This is a genomic window from Microbacterium sp. MPR-TSA4 (genome assembly GCF_058792815.1).
Map to the genome: position 1 here is coordinate 1 of NZ_JBXAFF010000012.1, position 18,252 is coordinate 18,252.

General features: G+C 67.9%; 19 protein-coding genes and 4 tRNA genes. 10 read left to right on the top strand and 13 right to left on the bottom strand.

What is annotated here, in order from left to right; all coding sequences use genetic code 11:
• Positions 1 to 684, bottom strand: a 684-nt coding sequence (locus AC1Q49_RS07180) for a COG4705 family protein (RefSeq protein ID WP_492491317.1), incomplete at its 3' end; no start/stop codon positions are given.
• A gap of 634 nt (positions 685 to 1,318) precedes the next feature.
• Between AC1Q49_RS07180 and AC1Q49_RS07185 the strand changes: the two genes are divergently transcribed.
• The gene (locus AC1Q49_RS07185; protein WP_101306371.1) at positions 1,319 to 1,567 is read left to right on the top strand and encodes a hypothetical protein; all 249 of its coding nucleotides are present in this window, start codon (positions 1,319 to 1,321) and stop codon (positions 1,565 to 1,567) included.
• Positions 1,560 to 1,823, top strand: a complete 264-nt coding sequence (locus tag AC1Q49_RS07190) for a hypothetical protein (RefSeq protein WP_101306370.1) — start codon at positions 1,560 to 1,562, stop codon at positions 1,821 to 1,823. Before AC1Q49_RS07185 ends, AC1Q49_RS07190 begins: the two co-directional genes overlap by 8 nt.
• Positions 1,824 to 1,910: 87 nt before the next feature.
• Here the strand turns inward: AC1Q49_RS07190 and AC1Q49_RS07195 are convergent, their stop codons facing one another.
• Positions 1,911 to 2,426: a hypothetical protein gene (locus AC1Q49_RS07195; protein WP_492491319.1), complete on the bottom strand. Its 516-nt coding sequence runs from the start codon at positions 2,424 to 2,426 to the stop codon at positions 1,911 to 1,913.
• Between the two features lie 155 nt (positions 2,427 to 2,581).
• Here AC1Q49_RS07195 and AC1Q49_RS07200 point away from each other — a divergent pair, with 155 nt between their 5' ends.
• Positions 2,582 to 3,004 (top strand): tyrosine-type recombinase/integrase, encoded by a 423-nt coding sequence (locus AC1Q49_RS07200; RefSeq protein WP_198553617.1) that lies wholly within the window; start codon positions 2,582 to 2,584, stop codon positions 3,002 to 3,004.
• Between the two features lie 7 nt (positions 3,005 to 3,011).
• On the opposite strand, the gene AC1Q49_RS07205 is transcribed toward AC1Q49_RS07200, so the two are convergent.
• The 7 genes from AC1Q49_RS07205 to AC1Q49_RS07235 form a co-directional block, all read right to left on the bottom strand.
• A complete protein-coding gene (locus AC1Q49_RS07205) occupies positions 3,012 to 3,695 on the bottom strand; it encodes a hypothetical protein (protein WP_101306367.1) in 684 nt (227 codons plus the stop codon).
• A gap of 861 nt (positions 3,696 to 4,556) precedes the next feature.
• On the bottom strand, positions 4,557 to 5,252 hold the full coding sequence (locus AC1Q49_RS07210; RefSeq protein ID WP_492491322.1) for a DUF3800 domain-containing protein: 696 nt from the start codon (positions 5,250 to 5,252) through the stop codon (positions 4,557 to 4,559).
• A 113-nt stretch (positions 5,253 to 5,365) separates the two neighbouring features.
• Entirely contained in the window at positions 5,366 to 5,632 is a 267-nt protein-coding gene (locus tag AC1Q49_RS07215) for a hypothetical protein (RefSeq protein ID WP_101306366.1), read from the bottom strand.
• A gap of 35 nt (positions 5,633 to 5,667) precedes the next feature.
• Positions 5,668 to 6,843 (bottom strand): hypothetical protein, encoded by a 1,176-nt coding sequence (locus tag AC1Q49_RS07220; protein WP_157831615.1) that lies wholly within the window; start codon positions 6,841 to 6,843, stop codon positions 5,668 to 5,670.
• A 126-nt stretch (positions 6,844 to 6,969) separates the two neighbouring features.
• Positions 6,970 to 7,041, bottom strand: a tRNA-Val gene (locus AC1Q49_RS07225).
• Between the two features lie 28 nt (positions 7,042 to 7,069).
• Positions 7,070 to 7,140, bottom strand: a tRNA-Cys gene (locus AC1Q49_RS07230).
• Between the two features lie 67 nt (positions 7,141 to 7,207).
• Positions 7,208 to 7,280: transfer RNA gene (locus AC1Q49_RS07235), tRNA-Gly, on the bottom strand.
• 159 nt (positions 7,281 to 7,439) lie between these two features.
• On the opposite strand from AC1Q49_RS07235, the gene AC1Q49_RS07240 reads away from it, so the two are divergent.
• The 3 genes from AC1Q49_RS07240 to AC1Q49_RS07250 all read left to right on the top strand — a co-directional run bounded on the left by AC1Q49_RS07240 (position 7,440) and on the right by AC1Q49_RS07250 (position 8,425).
• Positions 7,440 to 7,515, top strand: a tRNA-Val gene (locus AC1Q49_RS07240).
• Between the two features lie 78 nt (positions 7,516 to 7,593).
• Positions 7,594 to 8,070 (top strand): hypothetical protein, encoded by a 477-nt coding sequence (locus tag AC1Q49_RS07245; protein ID WP_492491325.1) that lies wholly within the window; start codon positions 7,594 to 7,596, stop codon positions 8,068 to 8,070.
• 4 nt (positions 8,071 to 8,074) lie between these two features.
• On the top strand, positions 8,075 to 8,425 hold the full coding sequence (locus tag AC1Q49_RS07250) for a YnfA family protein (RefSeq protein WP_101306362.1): 351 nt from the start codon (positions 8,075 to 8,077) through the stop codon (positions 8,423 to 8,425).
• Positions 8,426 to 8,444: 19 nt separating this feature from the next.
• On the opposite strand, the gene AC1Q49_RS07255 is transcribed toward AC1Q49_RS07250, so the two are convergent.
• The 4 genes from AC1Q49_RS07255 to AC1Q49_RS07270 form a co-directional block, all read right to left on the bottom strand.
• Complete coding sequence (locus AC1Q49_RS07255; protein ID WP_101306361.1) at positions 8,445 to 9,005, bottom strand: type II toxin-antitoxin system PemK/MazF family toxin; 561 nt, start codon at positions 9,003 to 9,005, stop codon at positions 8,445 to 8,447.
• A gap of 207 nt (positions 9,006 to 9,212) precedes the next feature.
• The gene (locus tag AC1Q49_RS07260; RefSeq protein WP_060959568.1) at positions 9,213 to 10,484 is read right to left on the bottom strand and encodes an ammonium transporter; all 1,272 of its coding nucleotides are present in this window, start codon (positions 10,482 to 10,484) and stop codon (positions 9,213 to 9,215) included.
• Positions 10,485 to 10,675: 191 nt separating this feature from the next.
• Entirely contained in the window at positions 10,676 to 11,704 is a 1,029-nt protein-coding gene (gene zapE / locus AC1Q49_RS07265; RefSeq protein WP_101306360.1) for a cell division protein ZapE, read from the bottom strand.
• Positions 11,701 to 12,951 (bottom strand): alpha/beta hydrolase family protein, encoded by a 1,251-nt coding sequence (locus AC1Q49_RS07270; protein ID WP_061781757.1) that lies wholly within the window; start codon positions 12,949 to 12,951, stop codon positions 11,701 to 11,703. Before AC1Q49_RS07270 ends, zapE begins: the two co-directional genes overlap by 4 nt.
• Positions 12,952 to 12,976: 25 nt before the next feature.
• Between AC1Q49_RS07270 and AC1Q49_RS07275 the strand changes: the two genes are divergently transcribed.
• The 4 genes from AC1Q49_RS07275 to AC1Q49_RS07290 all read left to right on the top strand — a co-directional run bounded on the left by AC1Q49_RS07275 (position 12,977) and on the right by AC1Q49_RS07290 (position 18,202).
• Positions 12,977 to 13,582 (top strand): DUF3000 domain-containing protein, encoded by a 606-nt coding sequence (locus tag AC1Q49_RS07275; RefSeq protein WP_492491329.1) that lies wholly within the window; start codon positions 12,977 to 12,979, stop codon positions 13,580 to 13,582.
• Positions 13,575 to 14,771: a ribonuclease D gene (locus AC1Q49_RS07280; RefSeq protein WP_060959564.1), complete on the top strand. Its 1,197-nt coding sequence runs from the start codon at positions 13,575 to 13,577 to the stop codon at positions 14,769 to 14,771. The genes AC1Q49_RS07275 and AC1Q49_RS07280 overlap by 8 nt, the downstream gene beginning before the upstream one ends.
• A 72-nt stretch (positions 14,772 to 14,843) precedes the next feature.
• Entirely contained in the window at positions 14,844 to 16,046 is a 1,203-nt protein-coding gene (locus AC1Q49_RS07285) for a thiolase family protein (protein ID WP_061781758.1), read from the top strand.
• A gap of 11 nt (positions 16,047 to 16,057) precedes the next feature.
• Entirely contained in the window at positions 16,058 to 18,202 is a 2,145-nt protein-coding gene (locus AC1Q49_RS07290; RefSeq protein ID WP_492491332.1) for a 3-hydroxyacyl-CoA dehydrogenase NAD-binding domain-containing protein, read from the top strand.
• The last annotated feature ends 50 nt before the right edge of the window (positions 18,203 to 18,252 follow it).

Here is an 18,252-nt window from a genome sequence, read left to right on the forward strand (position 1 = left end):
CGCCCCGCCCTCGGCGATCGGCTTCGCGAGGGCATCCGCGACGGACGCGCCCCAGGGACGCGTCAGGACGTAGGCGGCCCAGAACGCCGGCACCGCGGGCCAACGGCCCCACCGGTGGCCCGCGGCGATCACCGCGATCGCGACCGTGAACAGGGCGATCGAGCCGACGTAGCCGATGCCGAGTCCCACGGCCGTGAAGTCTCCCACCGCGGTCCCGAGCGCGAAGGTGCCGACCACCGCGGCCCAGTAGAACAACTCGCGGCGGGTGGTCGTGATCTGATGCACCGACACGGTTCCTTCGACACGTCGCCACAGCACGAACACGATCGCGAGGGCGACGGCGTAGGCCGTCGCGGCGACGGGGTAGGGCACCCCCAGGGCCACGTGCATGACGTCGGCGGCCATCGTGCCGAAAACGCCGACCGCGGCGACGGCGAGCCAGTAGGCACGCGGACGGTACCGGTGGCGCGTGAGCTGGAAACCGACGGCGCCCACGAAGAACGCGAAGCCGAGGAGCACGGCGACCTCGGGCGGCATGATGCGGATGGAGTAGTCGGAGACCGCCTCCCCCAGCGCCGTCGATGCCGCTTTGGCGGCCCAGAAGGCGGCGGTCGGTACGGGAACCCGCGACCGCGGCGGAACGGGGTCAGACGTCTGATCGGTCTGGGCTTGCGTGGGGGGCACGACCCGAGTTTGACGACATCGCACCAAGACGGCACCAAGAAATCATCGGCGGAGCGCGACGGCGCCACGCCGGATCCCAAAGCGTCGTCTGTGATCGCGTGTGGTTACGGTGAGGAGGTGAACGGTCTGGGGACCATCACAATCGCAGCACCATCTCCCGAGATGGACTGCGCAAGGCGGGACGTCAGATGCAAACGTCCCGCCTTTTTCGTCTGCGGTGGGAGAGGCAACTCCCCGTCACTGCTTCTTGCGCTTGAGGGCCTTTGGGATCGCTCCTTGTGGGGCCGCCCTTATGGCCCCAGGTGTGCTCACTATCGGCGGGATCTCGCGCATACCGAGGTTGTCGCCCTTGTCGCACAGCAGCTTCGCGGCACGACGTTCCTACGGACTTGCGGGTACATTGCGACCCTCGACGAATCCACCTCAGCCGGACGCGACAACACGGCCCTCCTCGTCGCCCTCGCCGAGTAAGCGCAGGATGCCGCCGACGCGCAGTTTGCCCTCGACGGCAACACCGACGGTTACCGTGCGACGCTCGAGAACAGTTAGAACGCCCTCGTCTCGGCTACAACGCCGACGCCGCCCAAGCCCTCGCCGACCAGATCTCGGCATCCCCTCCGACATCCAGTAGAAGATGATCGCCGGAACCGCCGCCGCCCGCACCACCATCGACACGTTCATCCGCGCCTACGACGGCCGCACCATCACTCTCAAACTCACCACCGACCAGGTCGTCGTCGGCGACCGCGTCTACGGAGGGCTGCGAGACGGACGCGTAGCCGGCGGAATCATCCCCGGCGCACCCTCCAACGTCGACGACCGCATCTACCCCGTCGCAACCGGAGAGTTCATCACCCGCGCATCCGGAGGGGCCGGTGCGTGATCTTCTGCTTGAGATCGCCGGGCTGCAGGATGGAGGAGTGCTCGACGGGTTCGAGCTGTCCGTCATCTCGCGGGTTCATCAGCAGATGACAGATTCGATCCGGGAAGTGTATCGGCCGCGGTCGTCGCTAGAGGCTCAACTCGAGCACGAGAAGGCGCGTAAGGATCTCGAATCACAAGGCATCACGATCCCCGCGTGGACGGAGGATGACACCGCTTTCGTCGTAGAGCGATGGGAGCGATGGCGAGATCGCTGAATGGCCTTGCTTCATTAATCAGATCGAGTCGCGGACTGAGCGGGTGCGGTGCCTTAGGTCAGAGCGACGACACCGGCTGACGCTGTTCTAAGCCGTGATGCGGTCCCTGACGACCTTGAACGCCTCGTAGATCGCACTGTCCTCGACCAAAGGCGACTGCCGGGGATAGGCGGAGCCGCCGATCTGAATCCGCTGTCCGCCAAGCACGACACTGAACACGAAGCCCTTGTGGCGTGGATGCTCTTCGGTTCCGTCGTAGTACGAGTGCTTGGTTTCGATGACGATGGCAGATGCGCTCGCCACCGGGCACAACTTTGTGACGTGACTCGCGCTATCGGATTTAAGACGAAGCGCATCTACCATGACAAGAAAATTCGGGTAGACGACCAGGAGCGTTCCGGAGAAGCTGTCATCCAGGGAACCGGTCACGGCAACGGGAGATACCTCTTCACCGCTTGCAAGAAGGACGGAGGACACGACGGTCCCCACGTTCCGTCTGAAGCCGGGCATCATGCTGTTCTCAGCGCCCTGGAGGACTTCGTACCACCCGCGCAAGCTCTTGATGGCGAAGTAGAGGGTGCTGCTGGCATCCGTGTTCGGCATGTGGACAGTCTGCATGCCACTCCCGATACCGCCCTACGGTGCAGGCATGGAGGATTGTCTGACCTGAAGGACCGGCCCCCGGATGGGACGACCACAGGTGTTGTGCGACGCGGGACGGAGCGGACCAGACGACCGAGCCCCGATGGATTCACTGGGTGGACAGTCTCGATCAGTGGGCCACCGTGGCCGGCCTCGTAGCAACCGCGACGAGCCTCGCAGCTCTCGCGAACGTGCTCGCCGCGGCCGCGGCCGCGGTCGTGACTCTGGTGCGCCGGGAGCGTCGCGACGGGCCGGTGTTCCCGACGCCGTTCCTCAAGCGCAGGGATCGTCGCAACACGGCGAACGAGTGGCGGGCGGCGCGGGAGCGGCTCGAGCTGGGTGAGTATACCTTCCACTCGTTCCGCAAGACCGTCGCGACCGCGCTCGATCAGGCCGGTCTTTCGGCTCGCGCGATCGCTGAGTATCTCGGCCACGCGGACCCGTCGTTGACGATGAACGTCTACATGAGCAAGCCGGTGGGCGGCACGGCGGCGGCGAGAGCACTCGATGAGGTATTGCGCAAGATGGCGAATAAGTGACACCTACTCACGCTCGCGCGTGCTGAGGGAAGACTCGTTTCACTTGGTAATCAGAAGCGATAGCGGCGGGGACCCCGATCGCAGCAAGAACAGCGAGGCCGATCCACATGGCCGTTGTGTGATCAGGGGGCATCCCGTACGCGAGTAAGCCGAATGCTCCTAGAACGACGCCACCGAGTCCGAGAAGGCCTAAGCCGTACATCAGGACCACGCACGCCACGCCGGTGATCTTGATCGCCGTCGTATTGCGGCTCGCCATCGCGCCATCGAACGCGAGAGCCAAGCCGACTGACAACCAAAGAATCGTGAACGCCGCCTTCTGCGCTGCGGGGTCGCCGAGCACCTGGTCGACGAGTTCCTCGAAGGTCGGTCTCCCCGAAGTGGAGCGGGGGCCCATCGCCGTGAGCCAGGCGACAGCGCCGTAGATGCACGCTACGGCGGCGCTTTGCAGAGCGACCAAAATGCTGACACGGAAGGCGGCGCGCGCGTTGAGGGCGTCGAAGCCACGCCGCGTCGAAGACGCGACCATTGCCGCGCCGGATGTGACGCGGCGTGCTGTGTGAATCCAGTCGAGTATCCACAGCACGAGCATCGCGGGCACCAGTACCAAGAACGGTACTCCGGCCAACTGCAGGAACGACCACACGACGTCCTCGAAGGATGGGAACGGATTCTCCACGGGCTCGTTCATGCTCGCAGTGCCTTCATGGCGCGATCATAGCGATCCTGGCAGTCGAGCGAGATCCGCGGGATCGAAGGATAGACTCCGGGCTGGCTCCTCGAACGGTGGGAGAGTAGAGATAAATGTGCGGGGTGACATACCCTCGTATTCCGTAGACACCCCGATTTGGCCCGGATTTCCGGGCCTTTCCGGCTTGGCGCAATTGGTAGCGCACCGTACTTGTAATTGCGCACCGTGCATGATCAGGGGTATCTGCGGGGTTTCGGCTTGCGCGCAAGCGCCAGAGGAACGTGGCCGAGGGGTATCCGCCCTTTCCCGCCGATACCAGCATATGTGCGGGGTAAATGCGGGGTCGATGAGTGCACTTTCCGCCAGCCTGAGCCTCTGATGAGCCTGTGCACCACGCCCGGTAGCGGCGCGGATCACCCCTCCTTCTGCTCCGCGATCCACGCCTCCACGACCTCGGGCTTCCAGCGCAGGTATTTGCCGACCCTGAACGGCTGCGGTCCGTAGACGGGTCACATCGTCCGCCACGGGTAGGTCGTCTGGACCGCGACGCCGAGCTTGTCCGCGACGTCAGGAGCGCACCTGGCGCCCGCTGCGTGGGCGGTGGCGGCGTCGGTGCCGCCACGGGCTCGGATGGCGCCTTGGGGGGGCTTCTAGCGCGATCAGGAGGGCTTCAGCGATGTGGTGAGCGATCATCGCGACGGCGTGTTCGCGTGGTGTGGCAGGGCTTGGCATGGTCTTCACGATCGCATCGCGGCGCGCGTCTAGCTGACTGTCAGCGGTGGATGCTACATTGCGAGTACGACGAGCCGGATCCCGGAGCGTTGTTCGCCGAGAGCCCCACGCATGTGGGGCTTTCGTGCGTCAGGGGTCCCATCGGCGGTGCTTCGCGACGATAGGGCGGAGAGCCCACCACAACATGTCGACGAGCTTCACCGCGCGCGCGTCCTGGGTCTGGTGGGCGTCCCGCCGCCGGTAGAGGTAGACGGCCAGGTCGATGAACTGCAATCCGGGTGACGCAGATGAGTCGGCGAACATCATCTGCTCGATCCGGGCGAGCTTGCTGGGTCGGTAGCCCGGTGTGCCGATCTTCTGGTAGATGCCGAAGCGGCGCGAGTGTGCTTCCTGGTCGGTGACCTGGTCGCAGATCACGATGACCTCCTCGCCCTTGCTCGCGGCGTACGTGTTGACGTCTTCGAGCACATGTCTGAGGCAGACAAGGTGCGGCGGGTCGGGGTATGCGTATCGGGCATTGAGTCGTGCGACATCCACCCCTTGGATGTAGACGACCGCGGGGAGTGTGGCGAGCCTGGTGAGAGCGTGCCGGTAGATCTGGCCGGCGGCGCGGTGCTTGTTCCTGATGGGCTCCCAGCCATCGCGACCAGCCATGATGCGGTGCCCGTGGAACTCGGTGCCCTTCTCGATTCGGAAGCCTGCGGCGTACGCGGCGGCCTCCTTGAGGGCGTCGCCCATCTGCCCGATGTCGTCGACGCTGATGACGAGGGCGGCGACGTAGTAGCGGTCCTGAGTGTAGGACTCGTCTATGAAGGCGAAGAGCACGCGCCCACCCTAAACGATGCCTCCCCCCACCGACCTTTCACAGCGTGATGGCGCCCGCGCCAACTGCCACCGTGCCCGAGGATCGGAACAGCGCTCTCACGTGGCGGGTGCGATTAGTCGAGACCCATGTCTCGCTCCGCGATCCGGTCTTGCAGGATCTCGGTGAGCGTCGTACCGATCGTCATCACGGCCTTGTTGAGAGTGACGATCTGCATACGCGCGGACAGGATGGCCACAGCGTCTGGCGAGATGGGCGTCGGCCCACCGCCCGGGTTGACTTGCCGGTGCAGCTCCAGCTCCTCGGCAGCGATCTTCTCGAGCTGTGCGGTCATGTCCTTGAGAGATGTGATGAGCGCCTTGGCCTGCTCAGCTTCGAACACTGTGTTCCCTTCGGTTGGATGGCGGCGTGCTCAGGCTATGGGCTTTCGCCGACATTGGTCAGCGGAGGAACAGGATCGAGCCGGACACGCTCACAGACGGCACCGTGTAGGCCTCCGGGAACGACGCGAACGCGCTGACGTCGATCGAAGCGCCCGGGGTGGGCCCGAGAGCACCGCCGACGCTGCGGTCGCCACGGAGCCGTAGAGCCCCGCGGGGATACTGTTCCGCATCGTGTTCCGCGCGGTGCCGCTGACATGGGTGCTCGTAAGCGTCGACGAGGTCTCTCCGCTAGCGCGGCACGGGAACGGGTGCGATTCCGGACTGCGGAGAACCGATCTGGAGCTTGAGGAGGTTCTCTCCCCCGCGGTACGCGTTCCATGTGCGGAACAGGTAGAACAGCGCCTGCCCCGGCAGGATGCGTCGGGAAGCGCCGGCCTAAGTCGGACGCCACGCGGCGGGAAAGTGTCAGGAAGGGGTCTCCAGGGCCCGTCTGGATGCCGTCGCGGATGCGGTTGAAGAACTCTGCGGTGTCGTCCATGTCGATCGCGGAGAACTCGAGGAACGCGACCCCGAGTGCGCTGACGGGCAGGCGTATGTACCGGTAGACGTTGCGCGCGAACCGTGCGGCGAAGTCGATGTCCGGGATGCCCATGACCGCTTCGGCCATCTCCGTCTTCGTCAGCTGCGCGCTCCCACCGATGTGGGATGCCGCGTGCTTCACGTCGCCCTTCTTCCACGCGACATGCAAGCGAGCGATCGCACCGACGTCCTTCGCATCCGCACGCTCCGACAGGCCGGTGATGACGAGCATGTCCCCCGTGTTCCGAGCAGACCCAGAGTCCAACACGACAAGAGCCTCCTGGCTGATCCCCCGTACGACGAGTACCCATGCGCCGCAGCCGGCGGACACGATCGCGTGACATCGGTTCTGCCCGTCGATGAGCCGACCGTCGGTGTCGAACTTGATCGCCTCGCCCGTGAGCACCCAGTTTCCGGACTGGATGTCACGTACGTATCCGTTGATGCGGCTCTTCTTCACGTTGCGGTTGCGGTCGATGTTGCGTGCTAGCCACTGCGCCGCTAGCTCGGGCGTGACGAACACGTACTCAGCCGTCTCTCCCCCGGGCCCGAGGGCGATCGAGGAAGTTTCTGCGGAGCGTGCGAGATCCTGTGTTGTTTCGGCCGGGGCCGTGGACTTTTCCCTGGTCATACTGTGGTTCTAGTCACACAGCGGAGCAGTTGCACTATTGCCCGGGCTCGCCGATCGATGTTGCCCAGATGTTGCCCGGCCCGCATCCGGGCACAAAAAAACCCCGGCTGACCGGGGTTGTTCTTGTGCGCGATACTGGGATCGAACCAGTGACCTCTTCCGTGTCAGGGAAGCGCGCTACCGCTGCGCCAATCGCGCCTGTACAGGCATGTTCAGTTATGAGGCGAGGTGGCGACGGGATTCGAACCCGTGTAAACGGCTTTGCAGGCCGGTGCCTAGCCGCTCGGCCACGCCACCGTGTGGATTAACCGTGTGGTTTGACCCCACGTGCCGTGATCACTTCGAAAAGAGATCCCTGCACTCGAGCGGATGACGAGACTCGAACTCGCGACCCTCACCTTGGCAAGGTGATGCGCTACCAACTGCGCTACATCCGCGTGCTCCCTGGTTGCCCCGGGAACTTGATCGACTTTAGCCCACTAATCCGCCATCGCAAAACCGGGCGCAGCCCGCGCGTGTCTCGGCATCCGGGCGCTGACGGATTCGTGCCTGGGGCCCGCATCCGGTAACATCGGATCTCGGCCCGCACGGGCCATGGGCGATTGGCGCAGTTGGTAGCGCGCTTCCTTCACACGGAAGAGGTCATCAGTTCGAGTCTGGTATCGCCCACCATCCACCTCCCTCTCCCTCGGGTCATTTCACGGCCATGCGCGGATGCTCGGTCGCCGGTGTGCCGGTAGGGTCGCGCCCATGAGGGTTCCCCGCGCGATCCGGCTGTCCCTGCTCATCGTGGCCTGGTTCAACCTGGTGTCCGCCGTCATCGGGCTTCTTCTGCTCACGGTCGTGGGCGGCGACAGCGTCGGGATGCCGCCGGAGTGGCTCGAGCGCACCCCGTTCACCTCGTGGGTCTGGCCCGCCCTCATCCTCGGATTCGTCGTCGGCGGGGCGCAGGCGCTCGCCCTGGCCGCGCAGCGACGGCATCTCTCCGTCACGTGGGGACTGCACGCAGCATCCGGCCTCGTGATGATGATCTGGATCTTCGTGGAGATCGCGATGCTGCTCGTCTGGTCGCCCCTCCACGGCATCTATTTCACGACCGGCCTCGTCCAGACGGTGCTCGCGGTGCTCGCGCTCGGTGCCTGGCCACGGCCGTTCCTGGCACCGGAACCGCGACGAGTGGGCTCCGGCGGCGGGAAACACCCCCGACATCGGGCGCTGGCAGACTGACGCCATGACCACGGCGCGCATCATCGTCCTCTTCCTGCTCGCCGCGGTCGCGGAGATCGGCGGCGCCTGGCTCATCTGGCAGTCGGTGCGGGAGAACAAGGGCTGGCTTTTCGCGCTGCTCGGTGTGCTCGCGCTCGGGGCCTACGGTTTCGTCGCGGCCTTCCAACCCGACGCGCACTTCGGACGCGTGCTGGCGGCGTACGGCGGTGTGTTCGTGGCGGGCTCGCTCGCCTGGGGCATCGTCATCGACGGCTTCAAGCCGACCATCTGGGACTACGTCGGCTCGGGGGTGGCGCTGCTGGGGGCGGCCATCATCATCTTCGCGCCGGTCGTGCAGCGCACCGTCTCGGAGTGATCGCGGGCGATCGCCTCCGCTACAGGTCGCTGCTCCAGCCGTACCGCTGCTGCAGCGCCGCGGCCACCCCGGCGAAGCGGCGACGGTCGAGTGTCGCCGCTTCACGTCGCATGCCGCGCACGTGCACGCTGTACAGCTGCTCGATGTCGACCCACGAGGGTCGGCCCTGCGCGTCCCACGCGCCCGGCCCGATCGACAGGTAGTCGCGGTCGCCGTCGTGCGACTTGCTGGTGAGCCGCACGGCGTAGACGCGGTCGGCGCCGTGGCGACCGATCACGAGCACAGGGCGGTCCTTGCCCCGACCGTCGTTCTCCTCATAGGGCACCCAGGTCCAGACGACCTCCCCCGCATCCGGCGCACCGTCGCGCCGCGGGCTGTAGGTGATGCGCAGCCCGCCACGGGCGGGAGGGCGCACCTCGCGCGTCGCGGTCTCCCCCTCGCGTCCCGGCGAGGACGGCGGGGTGGGTGCTCCCGCCGACCGGGACGAGGGCGCCGCCCGCCGCGACCCATTGCGGCTGAAGAGGCCGACGACGCCGCGCAGCAGTGCCGTCAGGGATCCGTTCCGCTGGCGCTCCGTCATGGACACACGCTACCAACCACGCTCCCCTCCCCCACCCCGCTGATCTCCGAACCGCTATCCCGCGTGCGAGCCGCTACCCCGCGGGCGGTCCGTCCCGTGGCGGCTGGTACAACGCGTAGCGGCTGGCGCACCGCGAGTGTGCGTGCACGCCGAAGGGGCGCCGGACCGGGAGATCCGACGCCCCTTCGGGCTGGTGACGCGGGAGCGTCAGTCGACGAGCGCGTAGCCCTCTTCACCGTGGACGGCGGTGTCGATGCCGGCGACCTCGTCCTCGTTCTTGACGCGGAAGCCGATCGTCTTCTCGATGATGAAGCCGAGCACGTAGGCGACGACGAAGGAGAAGATCAGCACGGTGACCGCGGCGATCGCCTGCAGGATGAGCTGCTCGGCGTTGCCGCCGAGGAACAGGCCCGTGCCGGTCGCGAAGAAGCCGAGGAACAGGGTTCCGATCAGACCGCCGACCAGGTGGACGCCGACCACGTCGAGCGAGTCGTCGAACCCGAGGCGCCACTTGAGCTCGACGGCCAGGGCGCAGACGGCACCGGCGATGATACCGAGCAGCAGGGCCCAACCGGGAGCGAGGTTGGCGCAGGAGGGGGTGATCGCGACGAGACCCGCGACGGCACCGGAGGCGGCGCCGACAGCCGTGGGCTTGCCGTCCTTGAGCTTCTCGACGATCGCCCAGCCGAGGATGGCGGCAGCGGTCGCGCCGAGCGTGTTGAGGACGATGAGGCCCGCGGGCGAGCCGACACCGGCGATACCGCTCAGGATGTCACCCGTGGTGCCCTCGGGAGCGGCGTAGAAGGCGGCCGCGCCGGCGTTGAAGCCGAACCAGCCGAACCACAGGATCGCGGCTCCCAGCATCACGAGCGGCACGTTGTGGGGCTTGTGGATGCCCTTCTGGAAGCCGACGCGCTTGCCGAGGACCAGGGCGAGGGCGAGGGCGGCCGCGCCGGCGTTGATGTGGACAGCGGTGCCACCGGCGTAGTCGATCACCTCGGTCGAGAAGCCCAGCGTCGTGCCCAGGTTGAAGATCCAGCCGTTGGTGTTCCACACCCAGCCGGCGACGGCGAAGTAGTCGATGGTCGCGAAGAAGAACGCGAAGATCATCCACGAGCCGAAACGGGCGCGGTCGGCGATGGCGCCGGAGATAAGGGCCACGGTGATGATCGCGAAGGTGGCGCCATAGGCGACGGCCGTGAGGTTCACGGTCGCGTCCTCACCGGTCGCCATCGTGCCGAGGCCGAAGTCGGAGAAGGGGTTGCCCAGGATGCCGCCCCACCAGTCGGCGGTCTGCATGTTGAATCCGTAGAGGATCCAGAGCACGGCGACCAGTCCCATCGCGCCGAAGCTCATCATCATCATGCTGATGACGCTCTTGGCCTTGACGAGCCCGCCGTAGAACAAGGCCACTCCGGGCGTCATAAAGAGCACGAGCGCCGTTGCGGCGATATACCAAGCGAGATTTCCGCTGTCCATGAAGGTCCTCACTGATGTGTTGTGTAACTCGGACCGGGTCGTCGCGGTTTCGGGGTCGGGACGTCCCAGCGCAATCAGTGTCGCGGCGTGCCGTTTCCGACGGCATGCGTCTCGTGTTTCGCGTCGGTTACACGGGCGCCGCTCACGTAAACATCACGTTTCGTCCGGGCGGTCGGCGCCGGTGAATCCCCTCAGGAATGCGTGAGCGCGTTGAGGCGCGAGATCGCGCGGAGGTACTTCTTCCGGTATCCGCCGGCGAGCATGTCGTCGCCGAAGACCTCGTCGAGGGGGCGGCCGGTCGCGCGGACGGGGATCTGCGCGTCGTAAGCGCGGTCGACGAAGGCGACCAGGCGCAGGGCCGCGGACTGATCCTGCAGTGTGACCACATCGCGCAGACCGATGGCCGACAGCCCGTCGAGCAGGCGCACGTAGCGGGACGGGTGCACGGTGGCGAGGTGGGCGATCAGGTCGCCGAAACGGTCGTCGGAGACCACGCCGGATGCGGCGGCCTCGTCGATCGCGGCGCGATAGCCGTCGTCGTCCCACACCTCGGCGTGGCCGTCGATGGCACGCTGGCGGTAGTCGGTGCCGTCGATGCGGATCGTCTCGAAGCTCGCGGCCATCGCGTGGATCTCGCGGAGGAAGTCCTGGGCGGCGAAGCGGCCCTCCCCCAGTGCGTTCGGCGGGGTGTTGGAGGTGGCGGCCAGCCGCGTGCCGGTGGGCACCAGCTCTCCCAGCAGCCGCGTCATCACCATCGTGTCGCCGGGGTCGTCGAGCTCGAACTCGTCGATGCAGAGCAGATCGGCGCCGCGGAACAGCTCGACGGTCTTCTGGTAGCCGATCGCTCCGACGAGGGCGGTGTACTCGATGAACGAGCCGAAGTACTTCCGGCGTGCGGGCACCGCGTGGTAGATCGCCGCGAGCAGGTGGGTCTTGCCGACGCCGAAACCGCCGTCGAGATAGACGCCGGGCTTCATCTCGGGTGCCTTCTTCGCCCGACGGAACAGTCCGCCGCGCTCGGCCGGGCCGCTCCCCCGGCTGAACGCGATGAGGCGGTCCTTCGCCTCCTGCTGCGACGGGTAGGCGGGATCGGCGCGATAGGTCTCGAACGTCGCGTCGTCGAACTGCGGCGGCGGCACGAGTGCGGCCACCATCTCGGCGCCCGACACGGCGGGCTGGCGCTCCGCGAGCCGGACGATCCCGGTGGTCGTCGACGTCATCGTTCTCCCTCGTCGGTGGGGTGCGTCGCCGGCACCGGCAGCAGATCGCGGTCGCGGAGCCAGTCGCCGATCGCATCGGTCCACCGCTGCTGGTCGTAGTTCCACAGCTTGGTGTGGCGGGCCGTGCGGAACACCTGGAGGTCGACCAGATCGGGCCGCGCGGCGGCGAGTCGGTGGGAGGCGCTCGAGGGCACGAAGCCGTCGTCGTCGCTGTGCAGGATGAGCACGGGATGCCGCAGCTCGCCCGCCCGGGCCACGATGTCGAGCCGGTCGAACGGGATCGCCCCGTCCGCACCGGTGGCCGGCGCGGTCCAGTCGGAGCGCAGCGCGCCGATGGCCAGACCGGTGACCGGAGACGGAACGTGCAGGGCCTTCGCCTGGTAGGCGAGCACGGTGCGCCAGTCCACGACGGGTGAGTCGAGGATCACGCCCGAGATCTGTTCGCGATGCGCCGAGCCGAGCGAGGTCTGCAGGGCGATGGCCCCGCCCATCGACCACCCCATCAGGAGCACGCGGCGCGCTCCGTGTCGGAGGGCCCAGCCGACGGCGGCATCCACGTCGCGCCATTCGGTGGCGCCGAGCGCGTAGGCGCCCGCACGGCTGCGCGGGGCGTCGCCGTCGTTGCGGTACGACACGACGAGGGAGGTGATGCCGAGCGCGTGGAAGACGGGGACCGCGCGGAGGCATTCGGCCCGTGTGGTGCCGCGCCCGTGGATCTGGATGACCCAGGTCTCGTCGTCGAGGTCGCGGGTGGGCTCGGCGGGGAACAGCCAGGCCGGGCAGGGTCCGATCGCCGCGTGGACGTGCTCCGTCGTGAACGGAAGGTGCAGTTCCTCGGGCCGCTGGTAGTACCAGCCGCTGAACGCGGCCGCCGGGGCGAGCGTCGACTGCCCGCTCACCTGGGTGAGCAACTTGCGCTTGACGGTGGTCTCGTCGCTCGAGAGGACCGACCCGACCTTCAGGTAGTCGGCCGATCCTGTGGTGAACAGGCCGTAGCGGCCGGGCAGCACGGTATCGGCGGTGCGCGCCAGCGTGATCGTCTGCGCGGGGACGTCGATGTCGACGATGCGCGTGTCGGGCACACGTCCCGAGGGGGTCACGACGCGGCGGGCCATCCGGAGGGCGACTCCCGCGGCCATCGCCACCACCGCGAACAGGGCAGCGGCGAGAGCGAGAGCCAGCATCCGCAGAGTCGCCGCAGGGCCGATTCGTGAGGCGCCGAAGGCGGCGCGCCTGGGTGCCTTCATCGTGGGGCCATCCTAGTCTGTGAGCGTGGATGACACCCGTCCCGCCGCTGAGACGCCCGCCTTCGCGCGTGCCGCGCAGCAGCTGCGCGCCCTCACGTTCCGATCCGACTTCTCCGTGCGCGAGATCGCCGCGCCGACGAGTCTCGCCCCGGAGGCGATCGCGTTCGCCGGCGACGTGCGACCGGATGCCGAGGGCATCGACTCCGAGCACGGCACCGGGCGCTTCGTGCTCATGCACGACCCCTCCGAGCCGGACGCCTGGGGCGGCGCGTGGCGTATCGTGTGTTTTGCGCAAGCTCCGCTCGAACCTGAAATCGGCGTCGACCCGCTGCTCGCGGACGTCGCCTGGTCCTGGCTCGTCGACGCGCTCGACACGCGCGGCGCGGCCTTTCATGCGGAGTCCGGAACGGCGACGAAGACCCTGTCGAAGGGATTCGGATCGCTGGCCGACGAAGGTGACGGGGCGCAGATCGAGTTGAGGTCGTCCTGGACGCCCGACGGCGATCTGTCCGCTCATGTCGAGGCCTGGGCGGAGCTGGTGTGCATGCTGGCGGGACTTCCGCCGGGATCAGAGGGCATCGCCGTGTTCGGCTCGCAGCGGGGTGCAACGGGAAGGGGAACGCGTGGCTGAGTACGACGTCATCACGGATGCCGCCGGTCTCGCCACCGCCGTCGACGCGCTCGTCGCCGGCACGGGCCCGGTCGCGGTCGACGTCGAGCGGGCCTCCGGCTTCCGGTACTCGCAGCGGGCGTACCTCATCCAGGTCTTCCGGCGGGAGGCGGGTGTCTTCCTCATCGACCCCCCGGCCGTCGGCGACCTCAGCGCGCTTCAGGACGCGATCGGCGACATCCCCTGGATCCTGCACGCCGCGAGTCAGGACCTGCCGTCGCTGCGCGACGAGCGTCTCGAGCCGCCGTCCCTCTTCGACACCGAGCTGGCCGCCCGCCTGCTCGGGCACGAGCGCGTGGGGCTGGGCGCCGTCGTCGAGGACACGCTGGGCATCAGTCTCGCCAAGGCCCACTCCGCGGCCGACTGGTCGACCCGTCCGCTGCCGCAGCCGTGGCTGGAGTATGCGGCGCTCGACGTTCTCCATCTCGTGGACGTCCACGACGTGCTGGTGGCCGAGCTCGAGGAGCAGGGCAAGACGGAGATCGCGGCGCAGGAGTTCGAGACGGTGCGCACGCGACCGGTGAAACCCGCCCGCGAAGAGCCGTGGCGTCGCCTCAGCGGCCTGCACACCGTCCGCGGACGTCGCGCGCTGGCGGTCGCCCGTGCGCTGTGGCTCGCGCGCGAGGAGTTCGCGCGCGAGCAGGACACCTCCCCCGGCCGCCTGGTTCCCGATCGTGCGCTGGTCGCAGCGGTGCTGGCCGACCCGGCCAGCAAGCAGGACTTGGCACGCGTGAAGGACTTCACGGGGCGAGCCAGTCGTAGCCAGCTCGACCGCTGGTGGGCCGCGATCGAGGCGGGCCGCGCCGATCCCGTGCTGCCGGCGGAGCGCGCGACGGGCGACGGGATGCCGCCGCCTCGCGCCTGGGCGGATCGCAATCCCGCCGCCGACCTGCGCCTGAAGGCCGCGCGACCGCTGCTCGAGCAGCTCGCGGTCGAGCTGCGGATGCCCACCGAGAACCTCCTGACCCCCGACACTCTGCGTCGCATCGCCTGGACTCCCCCGGCTGAGATCGACGCGGCATCCATCGGCGACGCGCTCGCGTCGCACGGCGCGCGCCCGTGGCAGATCGCGCTCACCGCCCCCGTCATCGCCGGCGCTTTTGTCGAATCCGTCCAGACACCCGAGGCTGCGTCCGACCTGGCGTCGTAGAATCGTCCCAAGCGTTTCGGTGAGACTGAGTTTCACCGTACGCTGGACTGAATCTCAACCCTTGGAGGCAGTGTGGCCGAGCTCTCGGACGTCTACTTCGTCGATGGAATGCGCACCCCGTTCGGGCGCGCCGGCGAGAAGGGCATGTACTGGAACACCCGCGCGGACGACCTCGCGGTCAAGGCGACGATCGGTCTCATGGCGCGCAACGCCGCGGTGCCCGCCGAGCGCGTCGACGACGTCGCGATCGCCGCCACGAGCCAGACGGGCGAGCAGGGACTCACCCTCGGGCGCTCCGTCGCCATCCTCGCGGGCCTCCCGCAGACCGTGCCCGGATTCGCGATCGACCGCATGTGCGCCGGTGCCATGACGAGCGTGGCCATGATGGGCGCGTCGATCAGCGCCGGCATGTACGACGTCGCCCTCGCCGGCGGCGTCGAGCACATGGGGCACTACCCCATCGGCGGAAACGCCGACCCCAACCCGCGCTTCGTGGCCGAGAAGATGGTCGACCCGGGCGCGCTGAACATGGGTGTGACGGCCGAGCGCATCTTCGACCGCTTCCCGCAGCTGACCAAGGAGCGCTCCGACCGGTTCGGCATGCTCAGCCAGCACAAGGCGCAGGCCGCGTACGAGGCCGGCAGGTTCCAGCCCGACCTCGTGCCCGTCGCGATCAAGGATGCCGAGGGCACCTGGGGCCTGGCGACCGAGGACGAGGGCCGCCGCCCGCAGACCACGATGGAAGACCTCGCGGCGCTGAAGACGCCGTTCCGCCCCCACGGTCGGGTGACGGCCGGCACGTCGTCGCCCCTGACCGACGGCGCGACGATGTCGCTGCTGGCCGGCGGCGGCGCGGTCAAGGAGCTCGGGCTGACGCCGAAGATGCGCATGGTCTCGTTCGCCTTCGCCGGTGTGCAGCCGGAGATCATGGGCATCGGCCCCATCCCGTCGACGGAGAAGGCGCTGAAGAAGGCCGGGCTCACGATCGACGACATCGGCCTCTTCGAGCTGAACGAGGCCTTCGCGGTGCAGGTGCTGTCGCTGCTCGACCACTTCGGCATCGCCGACGACGACCCGCGCGTCAATCAGTGGGGCGGCGCGATCGCCCTGGGTCATCCGCTGGCCGCCTCCGGTGTGCGCCTGATGATCCAGCTCGCCGCGCAGTTCGCCGAGCGGCCCGACGTCCGCTACGGCCTGACCGCGATGTGCGTCGGGCTCGGGCAGGGCGGATCGGTGATCTGGGAGAACCCGCACTACAACGGCAAGAAGCGCTGAGAGGTACGGACATGACCAACTACGAAGAGATCGACTTCTCGCCCTTGACCGCTCTCGCCGACGGCGAGGTCGTCACGCACTCGCGCGTGCGCGACATCACCCTCCCGTCCGGGAAGGTGCTCGCCCTCATCACGCTCGACAACGGCCGCGACCACACCCGCCCCAACACCCTGGGTCCGGCGACGCTCACGGAGCTGGGCGAGACGCTCGCGACGCTGAAGGCGCGCGCCGCCGCCGGCGAGATCCAGGCCGTCGGCATCACCGGCAAGCAGTACATCCTCGCCGCCGGTGCGGACCTCTCCGACATCACCCGCGTGGGGTCGAAGGACAACGCCCGCCTGGTGGCGCAGCTCGGTCACAAGGTGATCGGCGCGCTCGGCGGCCTGGGTGTGCCGTCCTTCGCCTTCGTCAACGGCCTCGCCCTCGGCGGCGGCCTGGAGATCGCGCTCAACTCCACCTACCGCACGGTGGACGCCTCGGCGGCCGCGATCGCGCTGCCCGAGGTCTTCCTGGGGATCATCCCCGGGTGGGGCGGCGCCTACCTGCTGCCCAACCTCATCGGCATCGAGAACGCGCTCGAGGTCGTCATCAGCAACCCGCTGAAGCAGAACCGCATGCTGAAGCCCCAGCAGGCGTTCGAGTACGGCATCTTCGACGCGATCTTCCCCGCGGCGACCTACCTGGAGAGCTCCCTCGCCTGGGCCGACGGCGTCCTCACGGGTGCCGTGAAGGTCGACCGCAAGAACGAGCCGGGCAAGATCGAGCGTCTCACCAAGTGGCCGATCGCCATCAAGATGGCACGCGGCATGCTCGAATCGAAGATCGGCACCGTCCCCCGCTCCCCCTATGCCGCGCTCGAACTGCTCGACAAGGCGAAGAGCGGCACGAAGGCCGAGGGCTTCGCGCGGGAGGACGAGGCGCTGGCCGACCTCGTCACGGGCGATCAGTTCGCGGCATCCATGTATGCCTTCGACCTCGTGCAGAAGCGCGCGAAGCGTCCCGTCGGCGCGCCGGACAAGACCCTCGCCAAGAAGGTCACCAAGGTCGGCATCATCGGCGCCGGTCTCATGGCGAGCCAGTTCGCGCTGCTGTTCGTGCGCAAGCTCCAGGTGCCGGTGCTCATCACCGACCTCGACCAGGCGCGCGTCGACAAGGGCGTCGCGTACATCCACGACGAGATCGGCACGCTCGAGGCCAAGGGACGCCTCGACGCCGACTCGGCGAACAAGCTGCGCGCGCTGGTCACCGGGACGACCGACAAGAGCCTGTACGCCGACTGCGACTTCGTCATCGAGGCCGTCTTCGAGGAGGTCGGGGTCAAGCAGGCCGTTTTCGGCGAGATCGAGAAGATCGTCGCCGAAGACGCGATCCTCGCGACCAACACCTCGTCGCTGTCGGTCGAGGAGATCGGTTCGAAGCTCGCCCACCCCGAACGCCTCGTCGGCTTCCACTTCTTCAACCCCGTGGCGGTCATGCCGCTCATCGAGATCGTGAAGACGCCGCAGACGACGGATGCTGCGCTGTCGACCGCCTTCGTGGTCGCGCGGGGGCTGGGCAAGAACGCGGTGCTGACCGCCGACGCCCCCGGCTTCGTCGTCAACCGGCTGCTCGCGAAGGTCATGGGTGAGGCCGCTCGCGCCGTGTACGAGGGCACCCCGGTCGCCGACGTCGAGAAGGCGTTCGCCCCCCTCGGCCTGCCGATGGGGCCGTTCCAGCTCATCGACCTGGTCGGTTGGAAGGTGGCGGCGCACGTGCAGGACACGATGGTCCACGCGTTCCCCGACCGCTTCTACGCGAACGAGAACTTCCACCAGCTCGCCGAGCTCCCGGAGGTCGTGGAGAAGGACAAGGGTGGACGGGTGACCGGCTTCTCGAAGGCAGCGGAGAAGGCGCTGAAGGGCCATGTCGGCTCCGCCCCGGCATCCGCCGACACGATCCTGCGTCGCGTGCAGGACGGCCTCGCCACCGAGATCAAGCTGATGCTCGACGAGGGCGTCGTGCCCGAGGTCGAGGACATCGACCTGTGCCTCATCCTCGGTGCGGGCTGGCCGTTCATCGATGGCGGCGCCTCGCCCTACCTCGACCGCGAGGGTGCGTCCGAGCGGGCGTTCGGCGACACCTTCCACCACCCGCCCATCCGCGGCATCGGCGGCTGACGACCGCCGGATCCGCCGTCACGGATTCGGATGATCACAACGGAATCGGA